The 15,487-nt window shown below is 73.8% G+C and carries 13 protein-coding genes; 6 read left to right on the top strand and 7 right to left on the bottom strand.

Annotated elements, in window-relative coordinates; genetic code table 11:
* Positions 1-81 precede the first annotated feature (81 nt).
* On the top strand, positions 82-2,724 hold the full coding sequence (locus tag ABZ801_RS17885; RefSeq protein ID WP_360698867.1) for a M14 family zinc carboxypeptidase: 2,643 nt from the start codon (positions 82-84) through the stop codon (positions 2,722-2,724).
* 56 nt (positions 2,725-2,780) lie between these two features.
* Here the strand turns inward: ABZ801_RS17885 and ABZ801_RS17880 are convergent, their stop codons facing one another.
* From ABZ801_RS17880 to ABZ801_RS17870, 3 genes are read right to left on the bottom strand one after another with little or no spacing between them, the layout of a single operon-like run.
* Positions 2,781-3,662, bottom strand: coding sequence for a fumarylacetoacetate hydrolase family protein (locus ABZ801_RS17880; RefSeq protein WP_360698865.1), 882 nt, complete (start codon positions 3,660-3,662; stop codon positions 2,781-2,783).
* On the bottom strand, positions 3,659-4,768 hold the full coding sequence (locus ABZ801_RS17875; protein ID WP_360698863.1) for a cupin domain-containing protein: 1,110 nt from the start codon (positions 4,766-4,768) through the stop codon (positions 3,659-3,661). The genes ABZ801_RS17880 and ABZ801_RS17875 overlap by 4 nt, the downstream gene beginning before the upstream one ends.
* On the bottom strand, positions 4,765-6,021 hold the full coding sequence (locus ABZ801_RS17870) for an FAD-dependent monooxygenase (RefSeq protein ID WP_360698861.1): 1,257 nt from the start codon (positions 6,019-6,021) through the stop codon (positions 4,765-4,767). The genes ABZ801_RS17875 and ABZ801_RS17870 overlap by 4 nt, the downstream gene beginning before the upstream one ends.
* 59 nt (positions 6,022-6,080) lie before the next feature.
* Between ABZ801_RS17870 and ABZ801_RS17865 the strand changes: the two genes are divergently transcribed.
* Positions 6,081-6,851 carry an IclR family transcriptional regulator gene (locus ABZ801_RS17865; RefSeq protein ID WP_344953074.1) on the top strand — a complete coding sequence of 257 codons (771 nt, stop codon included), beginning with the start codon at positions 6,081-6,083 and terminating at the stop codon, positions 6,849-6,851.
* A gap of 8 nt (positions 6,852-6,859) precedes the next feature.
* On the opposite strand, the gene ABZ801_RS17860 is transcribed toward ABZ801_RS17865, so the two are convergent.
* Genes ABZ801_RS17860 through ABZ801_RS17845 form a run of 4 tightly spaced genes read right to left on the bottom strand, consistent with a single transcriptional unit; the run spans position 6,860 to position 10,221 of the window.
* On the bottom strand, positions 6,860-7,849 hold the full coding sequence (locus ABZ801_RS17860; protein WP_360698859.1) for an ABC transporter substrate-binding protein: 990 nt from the start codon (positions 7,847-7,849) through the stop codon (positions 6,860-6,862).
* The gene (locus tag ABZ801_RS17855; protein WP_360698857.1) at positions 7,849-8,625 is read right to left on the bottom strand and encodes an ABC transporter ATP-binding protein; all 777 of its coding nucleotides are present in this window, start codon (positions 8,623-8,625) and stop codon (positions 7,849-7,851) included. Before ABZ801_RS17855 ends, ABZ801_RS17860 begins: the two co-directional genes overlap by 1 nt.
* Positions 8,612-9,388: an ABC transporter permease gene (locus ABZ801_RS17850; RefSeq protein WP_360698854.1), complete on the bottom strand. Its 777-nt coding sequence runs from the start codon at positions 9,386-9,388 to the stop codon at positions 8,612-8,614. Before ABZ801_RS17850 ends, ABZ801_RS17855 begins: the two co-directional genes overlap by 14 nt.
* On the bottom strand, positions 9,385-10,221 hold the full coding sequence (locus tag ABZ801_RS17845; protein ID WP_360698852.1) for an ABC transporter permease: 837 nt from the start codon (positions 10,219-10,221) through the stop codon (positions 9,385-9,387). Before ABZ801_RS17845 ends, ABZ801_RS17850 begins: the two co-directional genes overlap by 4 nt.
* 391 nt (positions 10,222-10,612) lie before the next feature.
* On the opposite strand from ABZ801_RS17845, the gene ABZ801_RS17840 reads away from it, so the two are divergent.
* The 4 genes from ABZ801_RS17840 (at position 10,613) to selB (ending at position 15,486) form a co-directional block, all read left to right on the top strand.
* The gene (locus tag ABZ801_RS17840; RefSeq protein WP_360698850.1) at positions 10,613-11,425 is read left to right on the top strand and encodes a L,D-transpeptidase; all 813 of its coding nucleotides are present in this window, start codon (positions 10,613-10,615) and stop codon (positions 11,423-11,425) included.
* A gap of 57 nt (positions 11,426-11,482) precedes the next feature.
* Complete coding sequence (locus ABZ801_RS17835; protein WP_360698848.1) at positions 11,483-12,331, top strand: choice-of-anchor P family protein; 849 nt, start codon at positions 11,483-11,485, stop codon at positions 12,329-12,331.
* Positions 12,332-12,424: 93 nt separating this feature from the next.
* The gene (gene selA, locus ABZ801_RS17830) at positions 12,425-13,723 is read left to right on the top strand and encodes an L-seryl-tRNA(Sec) selenium transferase (protein ID WP_360698846.1); all 1,299 of its coding nucleotides are present in this window, start codon (positions 12,425-12,427) and stop codon (positions 13,721-13,723) included.
* A complete protein-coding gene (gene selB / locus ABZ801_RS17825; protein ID WP_360698844.1) occupies positions 13,723-15,486 on the top strand; it encodes a selenocysteine-specific translation elongation factor in 1,764 nt (587 codons plus the stop codon). The genes selA and selB overlap by 1 nt, the downstream gene beginning before the upstream one ends.
* Position 15,487 lies beyond the last annotated feature (1 nt).

The following is a 15,487-nucleotide window of genomic DNA, read 5'->3' as shown; positions in this document are numbered from 1 at the left end:
TGATCGTCGGAGCGCGGTCACGCTTACACCAGCCGACCGGTCGGGCCGAAACCCCCCTCCCCCGCACCCCCAGGAGTTCGGATGCCGACGCGGCGGACCGCCCGCGCGCTGGCCGCCGTGTCGACCGTCCTCGCTCTCGTCGCCGTGCCCTTGCACGCCGACGCGTCCGGGACGGTCGGCGCGGCCGTGCGCGTCAACAAGAGCATTCCAACGCCGAAGGACTACTTCGGCTTCGCCATGGGAACCACCGGCAGGCTCGCCGGGTTCGACTCGATCAAGCGTTACCTGCGGCTGGTCGCCGACCGCTCCGACCGGGTGAACTTCCAGGTCGCCGACACCACGACGATGGGCAACGAGTACCCCGTCCTGTTCGTCAGCTCGCCCAAGAACCTGCGCAACCTGAACCAGATCGTCCGGGACAACCAGCGGCTGGCCGACCCGCGCGGCATCGGCGAGGAGGAGGCGCGCAGGCTGGCGGCGCGCAGCAAGCCGGTGTACCTGATCGAGGGGACGCTGCACTCCACCGAGGTCGGCAACACCCAGGCGCTGATGGACATCGTGCACCGGTTCGCCACCGAGACCTCCGACTACACCTCCAGGGTGCTGGACAACGCGGTGCTGCTGGTCATCCCGTCCGGCAACCCGGACGGCCAGCACCTGGTCGTCGACCACTTCAACAAGACGGCGGGCACGGCCTACAACCGCGTGTACCCGGACCTGTACCACCGGTACGTCGGGCACGACAACAACCGCGACTGGTTCATGTTCACCCAGCGCGAGACGCGGACGCGCGCCCGGCTGGAGCAGACGTACCGGCCGGTCGCCGGGCACTACATGCACCAGGCGGGCACGGGCGGGCCCCGGCTGTGGGCGCCGCCCTACGACGAGCCGCTCGGCACCGGCGTCGACCCGATCACGCTGCAGTCGGCGATCACGCAGGGGTCGCAGGCGGTGCGCGCGCTGACCGCCGAGGGCAGGAAGGGCGTGGGCACCGACGACGCCTACGGCATCTTCTGGAACGCCGACGTGATGGGCTACTCCACGTTCCTGGGCACGTCGCTGTTCCTCACGGAGATCGCCAGCGCCCGCGACCTGGCGTACCCGTACACCAGCACCGACGGCAAGCCGCTCGGCCCGCAGAACACCACGATCCGCATGCCTCAGCCGTACGACAAGGCGACGTGGACGCTGGAGCAGATCGTGGCGTACGCCAAGACGGCCGCGTACGCGGGCATCAAGTACGTCGCCGACAACCCGGAGTCGTGGCTGTTCAACAACCTGTACCAGGTGGCCCGCAACGGCACGAACCTCACGGACGTGGTGCCGGGCACGCCGTACGCCTACGTCGTCCCGGCCGGCCAGCGCGACCCGTACGCGGTGCTGGAGATGCTGCGGCTGTTCGAGTTCGGCAAGGTGGAGATCGACCAGGCCACCGCCGCGTTCACGGCGAACGGCAAGCGCTACCCGGCGGGCTCCTACGTGCTGCGCACGCGCCAGCCGCTGGGCCGCTGGGTCGACCAGCTCCTCAAGATCGACGAGTATCCGGAGAAGGCGGCCCGCAAGTGCGCGGACTGCCCGCTGATCATGCCGTACAGCGAGACCACCGACAACGTGGCGCTGCTGCTCGGCGTGGACGTCGAGCCGGTCAAGGAGGCGTTCACCGCGCCGTTGCAGCGGGTGCGGCAGGTCGTCCCGCAGCAGGTGCGCATGCCCGCCCCGCCGCGCGGCGCGTACCTGGTGGCGCCCGACTCCTACGGCGTGGCGCACGTGCTGGCGCGGCTGCAGAAGGCCAACGTCCCGGTGTTCCGCGCGGGCGAGGAGTTCGACGCGGCGGGCCGTGAGTTCGCGCCCGGCACGGTGGTCGTGCCGCCGTCGGACGCGGCGCGCCGCGTGCTGCAGGAGGTCGCGGCCTCGACGGGCATCCCGGTGTACGCCACGGACGCGGTGCCGAAGGTGGACGGGTTCCGCCTCAAGCCCGGCACACGGGTGGGCCTGGTGCGCGGGGCCAACAACATGCCCGGCGGCTGGATGATGTGGCTGCTCGACCAGTACGGCGTGAACTACCGGGTCGTCGGCGCCGACGACTACGCCGACCTCAGGGGACGCTACGACACGATCGTGCTGGCCGACGGCGTGTCGAAGGACACCATCGTCAAGGGCCTGGACCCGGCCAAGAACCCGCCGCAGTTCGCGTGGGCGCGCGGCGTCGGCGAGGACGGCTGGAAGGCCCTGGCCGGGTTCGTCTCCGGCGGCGGCAACCTGGTCGCGATCGGCGGCGCGTCCGAGACCGCCCGCCAGCTGCTCGATCTGCCGATCGACAACGCCGCACCGTCCGACCAGGCGACGTTCTCCGTGCCGGGCGCGCTGCTGCGCGCGTCGTACAAGCCGGACGTTCCGGCGGCGTGGGGCATGCCGAAGTCGTGGCCGGTGTGGTTCAACCGCGACGCCGCGTACCGGGTGCGGGGCGAGGCGCAGGTCGCGTCTGCGTATCCCGAGGACGGTGACCTGCTGGCCAGCGGCTACGCCAAGGGCAGCGAGGCGCTGGGCGGCCTGGCGAACGTGGCGACGTTCGACGTGGGCAAGGGGCACGCCACGGTCGCGGCCAGCGAGATCACCTTCCGGAGCTGGCCGCGGGCGACCTGGCCGCTGGTGGTCAACTCGATCTACCACGGCCCGTCGGAGCCGACCCGCTACGACAGGGTGGCGCTCCCGGCGACCGACTGACCCGACCCTCACGGCGGCGGCCGGGCGGGGGTGCTCCCCGCCCGGCCGCCGCCGTCTCAGCGCACGTTCAGGCGCATGGCGCCGATGCGGGTGATGTGGGTGTCCAGGCGGTCGCCGCGTTCGATCGGGCCGACGCCGGGCGGCGCGCCGGTGAAGATGACGTCGCCGGGCAGCAGCGTCATCATCGACGACGCGTACGCCACGATCGCCGGCACCTTGGTGATCAGGGTGGCGGTGTGCACGTGCTGCCGTTCCTCCCCGTTGACGGTCAGCCGGATGCGCAGGTCGGACGGGTCGCCCACCTCGTCGGCGGTGACCACGCACGGCCCGAGCGGGCTGAAGGTGTCGTAGGACTTGCGGCGGGAGCGGTCGGCGGCGCTGCGCACGGTGATGTCCAGGCCGATCGTGTAGCCGAGGACGTGGGCGAGCGCGTCGGCCTCGGGGATGTCGCGGCCTCCCGTGCCGATGACGATGACCAGCTCGGACTCGTGGTGGATCTCCTGTCCGGCGTTCACCACCGCGTCCGGCAGCACGATGTCGTCCTGGGGGCCGCTGATGGACGACGGCGCCTTGAGGAACACGTCGAAGTTCATCATCCAGTGCTCGACCTTGCCGAGGGTGCGCTCCTGCACCCCGTGCATCTCGGCGACGTGGTCGGCGTAGTTGCTGGCACAGGCGACGATCTTGGACGGGTTGAGGACGGGCGCGCGCAGCCGGACCTCCGCCGGGTCCAGCGCGGGCCCCTTGTCCGCCGCCCGCTCCAGCTCCTCGCGCACGTCGGCGAAGTCGCGGCACAGCCGCCGCCACCATCCGGCGGTCAGCGGGTCGGGGTCGTGCGGCCAGGGCAGGGACGCGGTGACGTCCACGAGGCCGTCCTCGACCAGGACGCCGAGCCGGTTCGCGCCGAGCCGCGCGTCGTCGAACAGCGCCAGCTTCATGGCGTCTCCTCCGGGGTGAACGTGCCGGTGAACGTGCCGGTGACGGTCTGCGGACCGGGCAGGGTCTCCTCCCGGTAGATGCCGAGGGCGCGGTGTACGGGCGCGTCGCCCAGGGCGAACAGGTCGGACGGGACGGCGGCGTGGTGCTCGACGGCGACCCACGACGGCGCCACGAACATGTCACCGGCCCGCCAGTCGAAGCGCCGCCCGTCCATGACGGTGTGGCCCTCGCCGCGGAACACCACGAAGACCGTGTTGCCGCCGCGCCGCACCGGCCGCGCGGGGCGCCGGCTGGGCAGCACGCGCAGCATGCCGCAGCTCAGCGTGGGCAGCACGCTCGCGCCCGACTCGGGGTTGGTGTACTCCAGCTCGACCACGGCGTCGTCGCAGGTCCCGGCGAGCCGGGACAGCTCGGCGTCGGTGTCGGCCCACCGGTAGACCAGCAGCGGCGACGGCGCGGGATCGAGTGTCGTGACGGCGCCTCCCCGCGCGTAGGCGGGGCGGTGGGTGCCTTCGGACGCGTTGTGCGGGCCGTCCACGGGCTGCCGCTGCTCGGGGTACGGCTCGAAGAACACCCCGTCCAGCGCCTCGATCATCGGCAGGTCGAGTCCGTCGAACCAGAACATGGGGGCGTCGCCGCCGTTGGTGTGGTCGTGCCAGGCCCACGCGGGGGTGAGCACCAGGTCGCCGGGGGCCATGTCGCAGGCGTCGCCGTCCACGGTCGTCCACACGCCCTCGCCTTCGAGGACGAACCGGATCGCCCCTGGCGAGTGCCGGTGCGCCGGGGCCGACTCGTGCGGGCCGAGGGCCTGCAGCGCGCCCCACAGCGTCCCGGCCGCGTACGGCCTGCCGCCCAGGCCCGGGTTGGCCAGCGACAGCACGCGCCGTTCGCCGCCCCGCTCCACCGGCACCAGCCGGATCGCCTCCTCCGCCAGCGGGCGCATCGTCGCCGCGGGCCACAGCCACGGCACCGCCTTGGGACGCGGCGCCGGGGTGAGCAACTGCTCGGTGATCGTCCACAGGGGCCGCAGCCCCGCCGCGTCCACCCGCGCGTACAGCTTCTCCAGATCGCTCATGTCCAGATCGCTCATGTCCGGTTCGGTCATACGGCCGCTCCCTCCAGGTGCGCGGGGGGCGTGCCGATGCCGAAGCGCCGGACGCTCTCCAGCAGCGACACCCGCCGCATGTAGGCGCGGGCACGCTCGGGGTCGGCGGCGGTGGCGCGCATCTCGTCCTGGGCGGCGCGCCTGCGCGACTCCTCGATCTCCTTGAGCCGTTCGGTGTTGCGCTGGGTGTCGGCCTGCACGTACTCGACGGCGACGCGGCGGCGCACCGTGTCGTAGGCGGCCAGCTCCGCCTCGGGGTCGCCGTCGCCCGCCCGGATGCGCACGATGCGCGCGGCCGCGTCCATCACGTCGTGGATGCCGCTGTTGAGGCCGACGCCGCCGATCGGGGAGTTGATGTGGGCGGCGTCCCCGGCGATGAGGATGTTGCCGACGCGGAAGGTGGACGCCACGCGCTGGTGCACGTTGTACGCCTGGTGGTCGACGATCGGGTAGCCGGCCGGGTTGGGCGCCACGCCCTGCAGGTGCCGCTGCAGCCGGTCGGGCGCGGTGGCCTCCTCGACGGGCTCGTCCGGCGACACCGGGTAGACGACGCGCCACGACTCGGGCGTGCGCAGCACGAACAGCCACTGGTGCGGGTCGGCGACGTAGTTGACGTGCGCCAGCCCGGGGATGAGCTCGCTCAGGTCGGTGGTGGTGCTGACGATGAGGAACCGCTCGGGGTAGGTGTAGCCCTCGAAGTCGATGCCGAGGGAGCGGCGCACGGTGGAGCGCGGTCCGTCCGCGCCGATCAGGTGCGAGCCGCGCAGGACGCGGGTGCCGTCCGGGGTCTCGACGGTCGCGGTCACGCCGTCGCCGTCGTTGGCCACGCCGGTCACCGTGGAGCCGAACAGCAGCTCCACGCCGTCGGCGCCGCGCAGCCGCTCGTACACCATGCGGACGAGGTGCTGCTGGTTGAGCTGGAGCCGGTACGGGTAGCGCGTCTCGTCGGCCAGCAGGCGGAAGTCGAACTCGGCGACCAGGCCGTCCCGGCGGTCCCGGAAGTGGTAGACGGGCACGACCAGGCCCTCCTCGTGCATCCGGGCGGTGACGCCGATGCCCTCCAGCAGCTCCAGCGTCGCGGCGTGGAACGTCGAGGCGCGCCAGTCCGCCCGGGGCTCGGGCTCGGCCTCCACCAGGACGACGGGGACGCCGTCGGCGGCCAGCCGCGCCGCCGCCGTGGTGCCGACCGGCCCGGCGCCCACGACGATCACCGGCCGGTCCGAGGGGTCCTGCGAGATGGGGGTGCGGGTCATGAACGCAACGCTGCCATGACATTCCGCCATAGCGAAAGATTTGCTGTTAAAGTTCCGCTATGCCGAACTCAGACGGCGGGTCCCGTTCCGTGGACAACGCCCTGCGCCTGCTGGAACTCATCGGGGAGCAGCAGACGCTGCGCGTGTCGGAGGCGGCGGACCTGCTGGGCGTCGCCCGCTCCACCGCGCACCGCCTGCTCAGCGCGCTGCGGCGGCGCGGCTTCGTGCTCCAGGACAAGCCGAACGGGGTGTACCGGCCCGGTCCCGTCCTCAACGAGATCGGGCTGGCCGCGATCGGGCGCATCGACATCCGGACCGTGGCGCGTCCCGTCCTGGAGGAGCTGACCGAGCAGACGCAGGAGACCGTCAGCCTCACGCTGCTGGAGGGACGCAACGTCCGCTTCGTCGACTGCGTGGAGAGCCCCCGCACGGTGCGCGTCGGCGACCGCACGGGGGTGGTGATGCCCGCGCACTGCACGGCGGCGGGCAAGGCGATCCTGGCGGCGCTGCCGGCGTTCGAGCTGGAGCGCCGCTACCGCGACCGCGTGCTGTCCGGCCGCACGGCCAGCTCGATCACCACCTGGGACCGGCTGGAGACCGAGCTGCGCCTGATCCGCGCGCACGGCTACGCGCTCAACGAGGAGGAGGGCGAAGAGGGCATCTGCGCCGTGGCCGTCGCGGTGCGCGACCTGACCGACGCCCCCCTCGCCGCCCTGGCGGTCGTGCTCCCGGCGGCGCGCACGGTCCAGGCGGACGTGCGCCGCGAGTTCGTCCCCCATCTCCAACGCGCCGCCGAGTCGGTGCAGCAGTTGCTGCGCGCCCGCCTCTAGCCCGCGGGCTACTTGAGCACGCCCTTGTCGTAGTCGAAGGGCTCGTCGGTCAGGCCGAGGCGCCGCATGGAGGACGCGATCAGCTCGACCGAGGCGCGGTCGGTGGTGCCGTTCCAGCCCGGCAGGTTGATCTTCGCGGCGAGGGCGGGCGCGAACCCGGCGATCTTGGGCAGGGCGGCGCGGAAGGCGTCCGGGTCCCGCGCGATGGATTCGGCGGTGCGCCGCACCCCCGCCTGGAACGCCGACACCAGCTCCGGCTGCTCGCGCGCCTTGGCGGCCGCCATGAGGAACGTGCCGATCTGCAGGCCGTGCCGGGTGTCGGAGTAGGGGCGGCCCACCACCCGCATGCCCTTGCCCACGGCCGTGGTCAGGAACGGCTCGATCAGCATCGCCGCGTCCACGTCGCCGCGTTCCAGGGCGGGCGCCATGTCGGGGAAGCCCATCTCCACGTACCGGGCGTTCGGCGCCGCCACACCCGCCTTGCGCATGGACGCGTCGATGACGATGTCGTTGATGTTGCGCAGCGTGTTGACCGCGACCTTCTTCCCGACGAGGTCGGCGGCGCTGCGGATCGGGCTGCCGGCCGGGACGACGAGACCGGAGAAGTCGCGCTCGGGGTCGGTGGACGTGCTGGTGCCCGACCCGACCATCCGGACCGGCAGGCCCCGGTTCATGGCGATCACCGCGGACACCACGTTGGACCCGGCGACGTCCAGCCCGCCGTTGACCAGCGCGGGAATGGCCGCCGCGCCGCCCGCCGACGTCTGCATCCGCACGTCCAGGCCCTCGGCGCGGAAGTAGCCGCGCTGCACGCCGTAGGTGAGGAACGCCGACGGCATGCCCGCGGTGTCCATCACCTTGATCTGCCGCAGGCCGTCGGCGGAGCCGCGTCCGGCGGCCGGCCCGGCGCCGCCCGACAGGTCGCCGCCGTAGTTCGTGCAGGCCGAGGCGGCGAGCGAGGCCGCGGCCAGCAGGACGGCCAGGATCGTCCGGCGCATCACGACGCCTTCACCGGGGTGTCCTGCAGGGCCGCGAACAGCTCGCTGCGCAGCCGCCCGAAGTCCGGATGGCCCTTGGTGGTGAGCTGGTCACGGGGACGCGGCAGGTCGACCTTCACCTCCAGGCCGACGTGCGCGGGCGGGCGCAGCACCAGCACCCGGTCGGCCAGGTAGACGGCCTCGTCGATGTCGTGCGTGACGAACAGGACGGTGGTCTCGTAGCGGCGCCAGACGTCCAGCAGCAGGTCCTCCAGCTCGGCGCGGGTCTGGGCGTCGACGGAGGCGAACGGCTCGTCCATGAGCAGGACCTGCGGCCGGTACGCCAGCGCCCGGGAGATCGCCACGCGCTGCTGCATGCCGCCCGACAGCTGCCACGGGTAGGCCTTGCCCTTGCCGCCCAGGCCGACCGCCTCCAGCGCCTCCTCGGTGGCCTCGCGCGCCTGCTTCTTCGGCACGCCCTTGTAGCGCAGCGGGAAGGACACGTTGCGCTCCACCGTCATCCAGGGGAACAGCGACCGGCTGTAGTCCTGGAACACCAGGGCCATGTCCGGCGGCGGGCCGGTCACGGGCGTGCCGTGCAGCCGCACCTGGCCCGACGTGGGCTGCTCCAGCCCGGCCAGGCAGCGCAGCATCGTCGTCTTGCCGCATCCCGACGAGCCGAGGATGCAGACGAACTCGCGCGGCCCGACCTCGAACGACAGGTCGGCGACGGCGGGACGGGCGGACGGGTCGGGCCCGTACACCTTGCGGAGCCGGTCCACCTCAAGCATCGTCATTGGTCCCCTTCAGTCCGCGGTGCCAGAACAGCACCCGCGCCTCCACGAGCTGGAACAGCCAGTTGAGCAGGAAGCCGAGCAGGCCGAGCAGCACGATCCCGGTCCACATCTCCGGGATGGCGAACGAGCGCTGCGACTCCAGCACGAAGTAGCCGACGCCGTTGTCGCTGGCCACCATCTCCGACACGACCATGAGGATGATCGCGATGGACAGGCTCGTCCGCATGCCCGCCACGATGCGCGGGCTCGCCGCCGGCAGGATGATCCGGGTCAGCCGCGCCCGGACGGGCACCTGGTAGGAGCGGGCCGCGTCGAGCTGCCCGCGCTCGACGCCGCGCACGCCGTCGATGGTGTTGAGCAGGATCGGCCACACCGTGCCGAGCGCGATGATGAACACCTTGGACGCGTCGCCCGCGCCGAACAGCAGCAGCGCGAACGGGATCAGCGCGGGCGGCGGCAGCGCCCGCAGGAACTGCACCACCGGGTCGGCGGCGGTGCGCAGCGTCCGCGACAGGCCGAGCGCCGTGCCGGCGGCGACCCCGGCGGCCACCGCGATCGCGTACCCGGTGAACATCCGTCCCAGGCTGGGCAGCAGATCACCGGGGACGCGGTCGAACAGCCACAGGTCGGCGAAGAAACGGGCGATCTCGGAGGCGGGCGGGAAGAAGAAGCTGTCCGCGCGTTCCGACCACGCCCAGAACGCCAGCAGCGCGCCGACCGGGACGACCAGGTGCAGTCCGAGCACCCGCAATCTGGCGATCATCGTGCCGCCTCCCCGCCCTTGCGCTGGGCCGGATGCCAGCGCAGCACGCGCCGCTCCAGCGTCTGGAAGGCCGCGTTCAGCGCCCAGCCCAGCAGCCCGGTCGCGATGATGAGCGCGTACATGCGGGTGGCGTTGTCGGCCGACTGCGCGACGATGATGGCCCGGCCGAGGCCCGGCGTGCCGACGACCAGCTCCTCGGTGACGGTGAGGATCAGCGCGATCGACGAGGCGATGCGCAGCCCGGTCGCGATGTAGGGGGTCGCGCTGGGCAGCACGACCGTCCGGAAGCGGGCCAGTGTGCCCAGGCCGTAGGAGCGGGCGGTGTCGGACGCCACCGGGTCCACGTCCCGCACGCCGTAGACGGTCTGGAACAGCAGCGGCCAGAACACCGCGAACGCCACCAGGAACACCTTGGTCTGCGTGCCCGTCCCGTACACCAGCACGGCCAGCGGGATCAGCGCGACCGGCGGCACCGGGCGGCAGAACTCGATGACGACGCGGGCCAGCCGGTAGGCGGTCGGGCTGGCTCCCAGCGCCATCCCGGTGGGCACCGCCAGCAGCGCGCCGAGGCCGAGCCCGGCGGCCCAGCCGAGCAGCGACCGGCCGATCTCCGTCCACAGCGGACGACCGCCGGCCAGCCTGAGGAACTCGACGTAGATGTCGCTGGCGTTGGGGAACCAGCGGGCGGGCAGCAGCCCGCCGCGCGTGCACAGTTCCGCCAGCACCAGCACGGCCGCCACACCCGCGGCCTTGAGTCCGAGATCGGCGCCGCGGCCCGCGGACGGCCCGCGCCGCCGGACGGCGGACGGGCGGAGCCAGGCGACATAGGTCACGGGTCCTCCCCTCGTCCCGGTTCCGCCTGGTGGGGCGGGGCGGACCGGGTGCTGCGAACCTATGTGCGCCTTCCACACTGCGCAATACCTCATAAACCGAATTCCGCGATGCCGAATTCGTCGGTGCGAGCGTGGGACGGCCTCCGGATCGACCGCGAGCGGCGTCCGGATCAGCCGAGGGCGGTCCCGGCGAACGTCGCCGGGGCGGTCGCGATCTGCGCGGTCCAGCCCATAACGGCCGAACCTACCGGCCAAGCCAAACCCAATGCCGTTCGAAGGCTTCGGAAAGCGTGCGCCCACCGGCGCGACACACGCGTAAACGAAGGACAGAGTAGGTCCGCCGAAGTGCGGATCCCACGTCCTTCCGGTGGCACGATCCCTTGGAGCCTCAGTGAAGCAACCATCCGAGCACGACCGCCGCACGGTGCCGCGCGGGCTCGTCGCCGGGGCGGCCGCCATGGCCGCCGCGCTGCTCGCCGGCGGGTGCGGCGGCGGGCAGCGCACGGGCGCCGGGCCGGCCGGCGGCCGCCCGGCCGCCCCAGCCGCGAAACTGCCGCAGGCCACGACCGCCACCACGGTCACCGGCCTGCCCCGGGACACCGCCCCGTTCGCCACGAGCGACGGGACCGTGGTGCACCCCAGAAAGCCCGTCCCGGTGTCGGCCGAACCGGGCGGCGAGCCCGTCGCGACGCTGCCCGACACACAGCTCGGCGGCCCCACCTGGGTGCCCGTCGTGGAGAGCAGGCCGGGCTGGCGCCGGGTGCTGCTGCCGAGCCGTCCCAACCACGTGACCGGCTGGATCCCCGACACCCCGGGCTCGCTGGACACCGCCCGCAGCACCCACGTCGTCAAGGTCGACGTCGGCGACCGGAGGCTCACGATCGAGGACACGGGCCGCAGGGTCGGCGCGTGGACGGTGGCGGTGGGCGCGGCCAGGACGCCGACGCCCACCGGCCGCACGTTCATGCTCGCCTCGCTGGCGCCCGCCAAGCCCACGTTCAGCCCGCTGATCCTGCCGGTCGGCGCGCACTCCGACACGCTCGACACGTTCGGCGGCGGGCCCGGCACGGTCGCGTTCCACGGCTGGCCGGACGCCTCGGTGTTCGGCAGGGCGGTCACTCACGGCTGCGTCCGGGTCCCCAAGGACGCGCTGGCCCGGCTGGCGAAGGTGCCGCTCGGCAGCCCCGTCATCGTCACGGCCTGACATTCCATCCCGCAACCCTGACATTCCTTCACACAACCATTTCCAGAGGAGAAAACTGTGCGATTGCAGCACTTCACCAGGTTCGCCGTCGGCACCGGGGCGGTCGCCGCGGTGCTCGCCGCGCCGACCGCGTCCGCCCAGGCGGACACCGAGGCGCCCGGCTCGGCGTACGGTGTCCGCGCCGTCGGGCCGGTCGCCGTCCCGGCGATCCCGTCGGTGACCTCCATCGACGGACAGCCCGTCCGCGAGAGTCTCGTCCGGCTGCCGGGCAACTCGCTGATCAGGGCGTCGGGGCTGAACGCGGCCGCCCGGCCGGGGCAGGGAAGCGCCTCGGCCGCCGACGTGAAGTCGGAGAAGCTCGGCCTGACCGCGCGCGCGGTCACCGCCCGGTGCGTTGACGGCAGGGGCGTCTCGCGCCTGACGGACGCCAGGCTGGCCGGCCGCTCCCTCGCGGCCCAGGCGAAGCCCAACAGCGCGGTGTCGGTCCCGGTGTCCGGGCTCGGCACCGCCCGGGTGGTGCTCAACAAGCAGACCCGGGACGCGCGCGGCCGGCTGAACGTGACCGCGCTGGAGGCGACCGTGCCGCTCGGCCGGGGCCGGACCGAGAAGCTCAGCATCGCGTCGGTGCGGTGCGCCCCGCCCGCGGCCGCGCCCGGCACGCCGCGCGACCAGCAGCAGGGCGCGCCGCCCGCCACCGGCTCGGAGCCCTCGCGTCCGGGGTCGGCGGCCCACCGCGGGTCGGCGGTCCACCCGGGGTCGGTCGCGCACCCCGGGTCGGTCGCGCACCCGGGCGGAGCGGCACAGCCGGGCTCGGCCGCGCACCCGAGGTCGGTGGCGCACCCGCGGTCGGTGGCGAAGGCCCCCGCCCCCAGGCCCGTCGCCGGTGATCTTCCGGTGACCGGCTGACCTGAGTACGTTGGGGCCCGCGCACCGCCCGGTGCGCGGGCCCCTCGTTTGCCCGGGGAGCCGAAGGGTAGCGCGTGGCCAGGAGGTCGCTTGATGGATCACGAGGTCGTCCGCCGCATCCCGCGCACGGACGCGCTGCTGGCCGAGCCCCGGCTCGCGGCGGCGGCGCGGCGGCTCGGCCGCGACCTGGTGAAGTCGGTGATCGTCGCGGCGCAGGACCGCGCCCGGCACGGCGAGATCGCGCCCGAGTCGGTCGCGGACGCGGCCGTCGCCGCCCTCCCCGGCACCGCCGGGGGCCTGCGCCCGGTGATCAACGCGACCGGCGTCCTGCTGCACACCAACCTCGGCCGGGCGCCGCTGTCCCGGGCCGCCCGGGAGGCGGTGCTCGCGGCGTGCGGCGCGACCGACGTGGAACTCGACCTGGCCACCGGCGCCCGCTCCCGGCGCGGCCGCTCGACGCTGGAGGCGCTGCTGCGGCGGGTGCCCGCCGCCGAGGCGGCGCACGTGGTCAACAACGGCGCCGCCGCCCTGGTGCTGGCCGCGACGGCGCTGGCCGCCGGTAAGGAGATCGTGCTCAGCCGGGGCGAGATGGTGGAGATCGGCGACGGTTTCCGCATCCCCGACCTGCTGGTGTCGACCGGTGCCCGGCTGCGCGAGGTCGGCACCACCAACCGGACGTCCCCGGCCGACTACGCGGCGGCCGTCGGGCCCGGCACCGGGTTCGTGCTGAAGGTCCACCCGTCCAACTTCCTGATGACCGGCTTCACCAGCTCCGTCGACGTGGGCGAGCTGGCCGGGCTGGGCGTGCCGGTCGTCGCCGACATCGGCTCCGGGCTGCTCGCCCCCGACCCGCTGCTCCCGGACGAGCCGGACGCGACGAGCCGGCTCCAGGCCGGGGCGTCGCTCGTGACCGCCAGCGGCGACAAACTGCTGGGCGGCCCCCAGTGCGGCCTTGTCCTGGGCGAAGCCCGCTTGGTCGAACGGCTCGCGCGGCATCCGCTGGCCCGCGCCCTGCGCGTCGACAAGCTGACGTTGGCCGCTCTGGAGGCCACCCTGCGCGGCCCCGAGACGCCCACGTTCGTGGCCCTGCACGCGGAGCTTGAGGGGCTGCGTGAACGAGCCGAGCACATCGCGCAGAAACTCCACGCCGAAGGCGTGGACGCCCGCGCCGTGGACAGCTCCGCGACGGTCGGCGGCGGGGGCGCCCCGGGGGTCACCCTGCCGAGCGCCGCGATCTCGCTGCCGGAACGCTACGCGGTGGCGTTGCGTCTCGGCTCGCCCGCGGTGATGGGACGCGTCGAGAACGGCCGCTGCCTGCTCGACCTTCGCGCCGTCCCGGAGGACGAGGACGCCGCGCTCACCGCCGCCGTCCAGGCCGTGGGGGTGGCGTGATGCACGTCGTCGCCACCGCCGGGCACGTCGACCACGGCAAGTCCACGCTCGTCCGGGCCCTGACGGGCATGGAACCGGACCGCTGGGAGGAGGAACGCCGCCGCGGCCTGACCCTCGACCTCGGGTTCGCCTGGACGCGCCTGCCCGACGGCGCCGACGTGGCGTTCGTCGACGTCCCCGGACACGAACGCCTGGTCGCCAACATGCTCGCGGGGGTCGGTCCCGTTCCCGCCGTGATGTTCGTCGTCGCGGCCGACCAGGGCTGGCAGCAGCAGTCGGAGGAACACCTGGCGGTGCTGGACGCCCTGGACGTGCGGCACGGCCTGCTCGCCGTCACCCGCTGCGACCTCACCGACCCCGCCACCGTCGCCGCCGTCCGCGACGACGCCCTGACGCGCATCGCCGCCACGTCCCTGGGCAAGGTCGCGGCCGTCACCGTGAGCGGCGCGACGGGCGAGGGCCTGGACGGGCTGCGCACCGCGCTGGCCGACCTGACCCGCGCGCTCCCCTCCCCCGACCTGGACGCCGACGTCCGCCTGTGGATCGACCGGGCCTTCACCATCCAGGGCCGGGGCACCGTCGTCACCGGCACCCTGCGCGCCGGAATCGTCAACGTCGGCGACGAACTGGCGCTCGCGGACGGCACGCCCGTCAAAGTGCGCGGCCTGCAGGCGCTGAAACAGACGCGCACGCAGGTCGGCGCGGTGGCCCGCGTCGCGGTGAACCTGCGCGGCGCCCCCGAGACGCTGCGCCGGGGCGACGTGCTGCTGACACCCGGCCGCTGGCTCACCACCGACCTGGTCGACGTCCGCCTGCGCGGGGACGCGGCCCCCGACCTCCCCCGGCACCTGACCCTGCACGCGGGTTCGGCGGCCGTCCCGGTCACCGTCCGTCCGCTCGGCGACGACACCGCCCGGCTGGCGCTTTCGCGTCCGCTCACGCTGCGCGTCGGCGACATCGCGCTGCTGCGCGACCCGGGGTCGCATCGCGTCCCGGCCGGGATCACCGTGCTGGACGTGCGCCCGCCCCGTTTCACCCGGCGCGGCGCCGCCGCCGCCCGCGCCCGCGAGCTGGCCGCCCTGCCCGGCGTCCCCGACGGCGCCTCGGAACTGCGCCGCCGCGGCCTGATCCGCCGCGGGGACCTGCTGGCCATGGGCCTCACACCCCCCTCGGCCCCCGTCGCCGGCGACTGGCTCGCCGACCCCGGCCACTGGGCCGACCTGTGGCGCCGCCTGGTGAAGGCCGTGGACGAGCACGCGGCCCGCCACCCCACCGACCCGGGCCTGCCCACCGAGGCGGCCCGCCGCGCCCTCGGCCTCCCCGACCGCGCCCTCGTCGAAGCGTTGGCCGGGGACGACCTCCAGCGACGCGACGGCAGGCTCTACGGCGCGACGACGCGCCCCCAGTTGCCCCCGCACGTCCAGCGCGCCGTCGACGCCGTACGCCGCGACCTCGCAGAATCCCCGTTCCGCGCCCCGGAGGCGGGCCGCCTCGCCGAACTCGGCCTCACCCCGAAGCTGCTCACGGCCGCGGCCGCCGCGGGCGCCCTGCGGAAGATCTCGAACGAGATCGTCCTGCTGCCCGACTGCGAGGCCCGCGCCGCGGCGATCCTGGCCCGCCTGCCCCAGCCGTTCACGCTCAGCCAGGCCCGCCAGGCCCTCGACACGACGCGCCGCGTCGCCGTCCCGCTCCTCGAACACCTGGACCGCCGCGGCTACACCGTCCGCGTGGACGAGACCCACCGCCGCTGCCTTCCCCGGTGAG

The sequence above is a fragment of the Actinomadura sp. NPDC047616 genome (genome assembly GCF_040642915.1).
Classification (GTDB): domain Bacteria; phylum Actinomycetota; class Actinomycetes; order Streptosporangiales; family Streptosporangiaceae; genus Spirillospora; species Spirillospora miaoliensis.
Note: the sequence above shows the minus strand (reverse complement) of the source record. Positions and strands in the feature narration are given on the sequence as shown.

Coding starts and splice junctions, on each gene's coding strand:
- ABZ801_RS17885 (WP_360698867.1), top strand. CDS start 82: ATGCCGACGCGGCGGACCGCCCGCGCGCTGGCCGCCGTGTCGACCGTC.
- ABZ801_RS17880 (WP_360698865.1), bottom strand. CDS start 3,662: ATGAAGCTGGCGCTGTTCGACGACGCGCGGCTCGGCGCGAACCGGCTC.
- ABZ801_RS17875 (WP_360698863.1), bottom strand. CDS start 4,768: ATGACCGAACCGGACATGAGCGATCTGGACATGAGCGATCTGGAGAAG.
- ABZ801_RS17870 (WP_360698861.1), bottom strand. CDS start 6,021: ATGACCCGCACCCCCATCTCGCAGGACCCCTCGGACCGGCCGGTGATC.
- ABZ801_RS17865 (WP_344953074.1), top strand. CDS start 6,081: ATGCCGAACTCAGACGGCGGGTCCCGTTCCGTGGACAACGCCCTGCGC.
- ABZ801_RS17860 (WP_360698859.1), bottom strand. CDS start 7,849: ATGCGCCGGACGATCCTGGCCGTCCTGCTGGCCGCGGCCTCGCTCGCC.
- ABZ801_RS17855 (WP_360698857.1), bottom strand. CDS start 8,625: ATGACGATGCTTGAGGTGGACCGGCTCCGCAAGGTGTACGGGCCCGAC.
- ABZ801_RS17850 (WP_360698854.1), bottom strand. CDS start 9,388: ATGATCGCCAGATTGCGGGTGCTCGGACTGCACCTGGTCGTCCCGGTC.
- selA (WP_360698846.1), top strand. CDS start 12,425: ATGGATCACGAGGTCGTCCGCCGCATCCCGCGCACGGACGCGCTGCTG.
- selB (WP_360698844.1), top strand. CDS start 13,723: ATGCACGTCGTCGCCACCGCCGGGCACGTCGACCACGGCAAGTCCACG.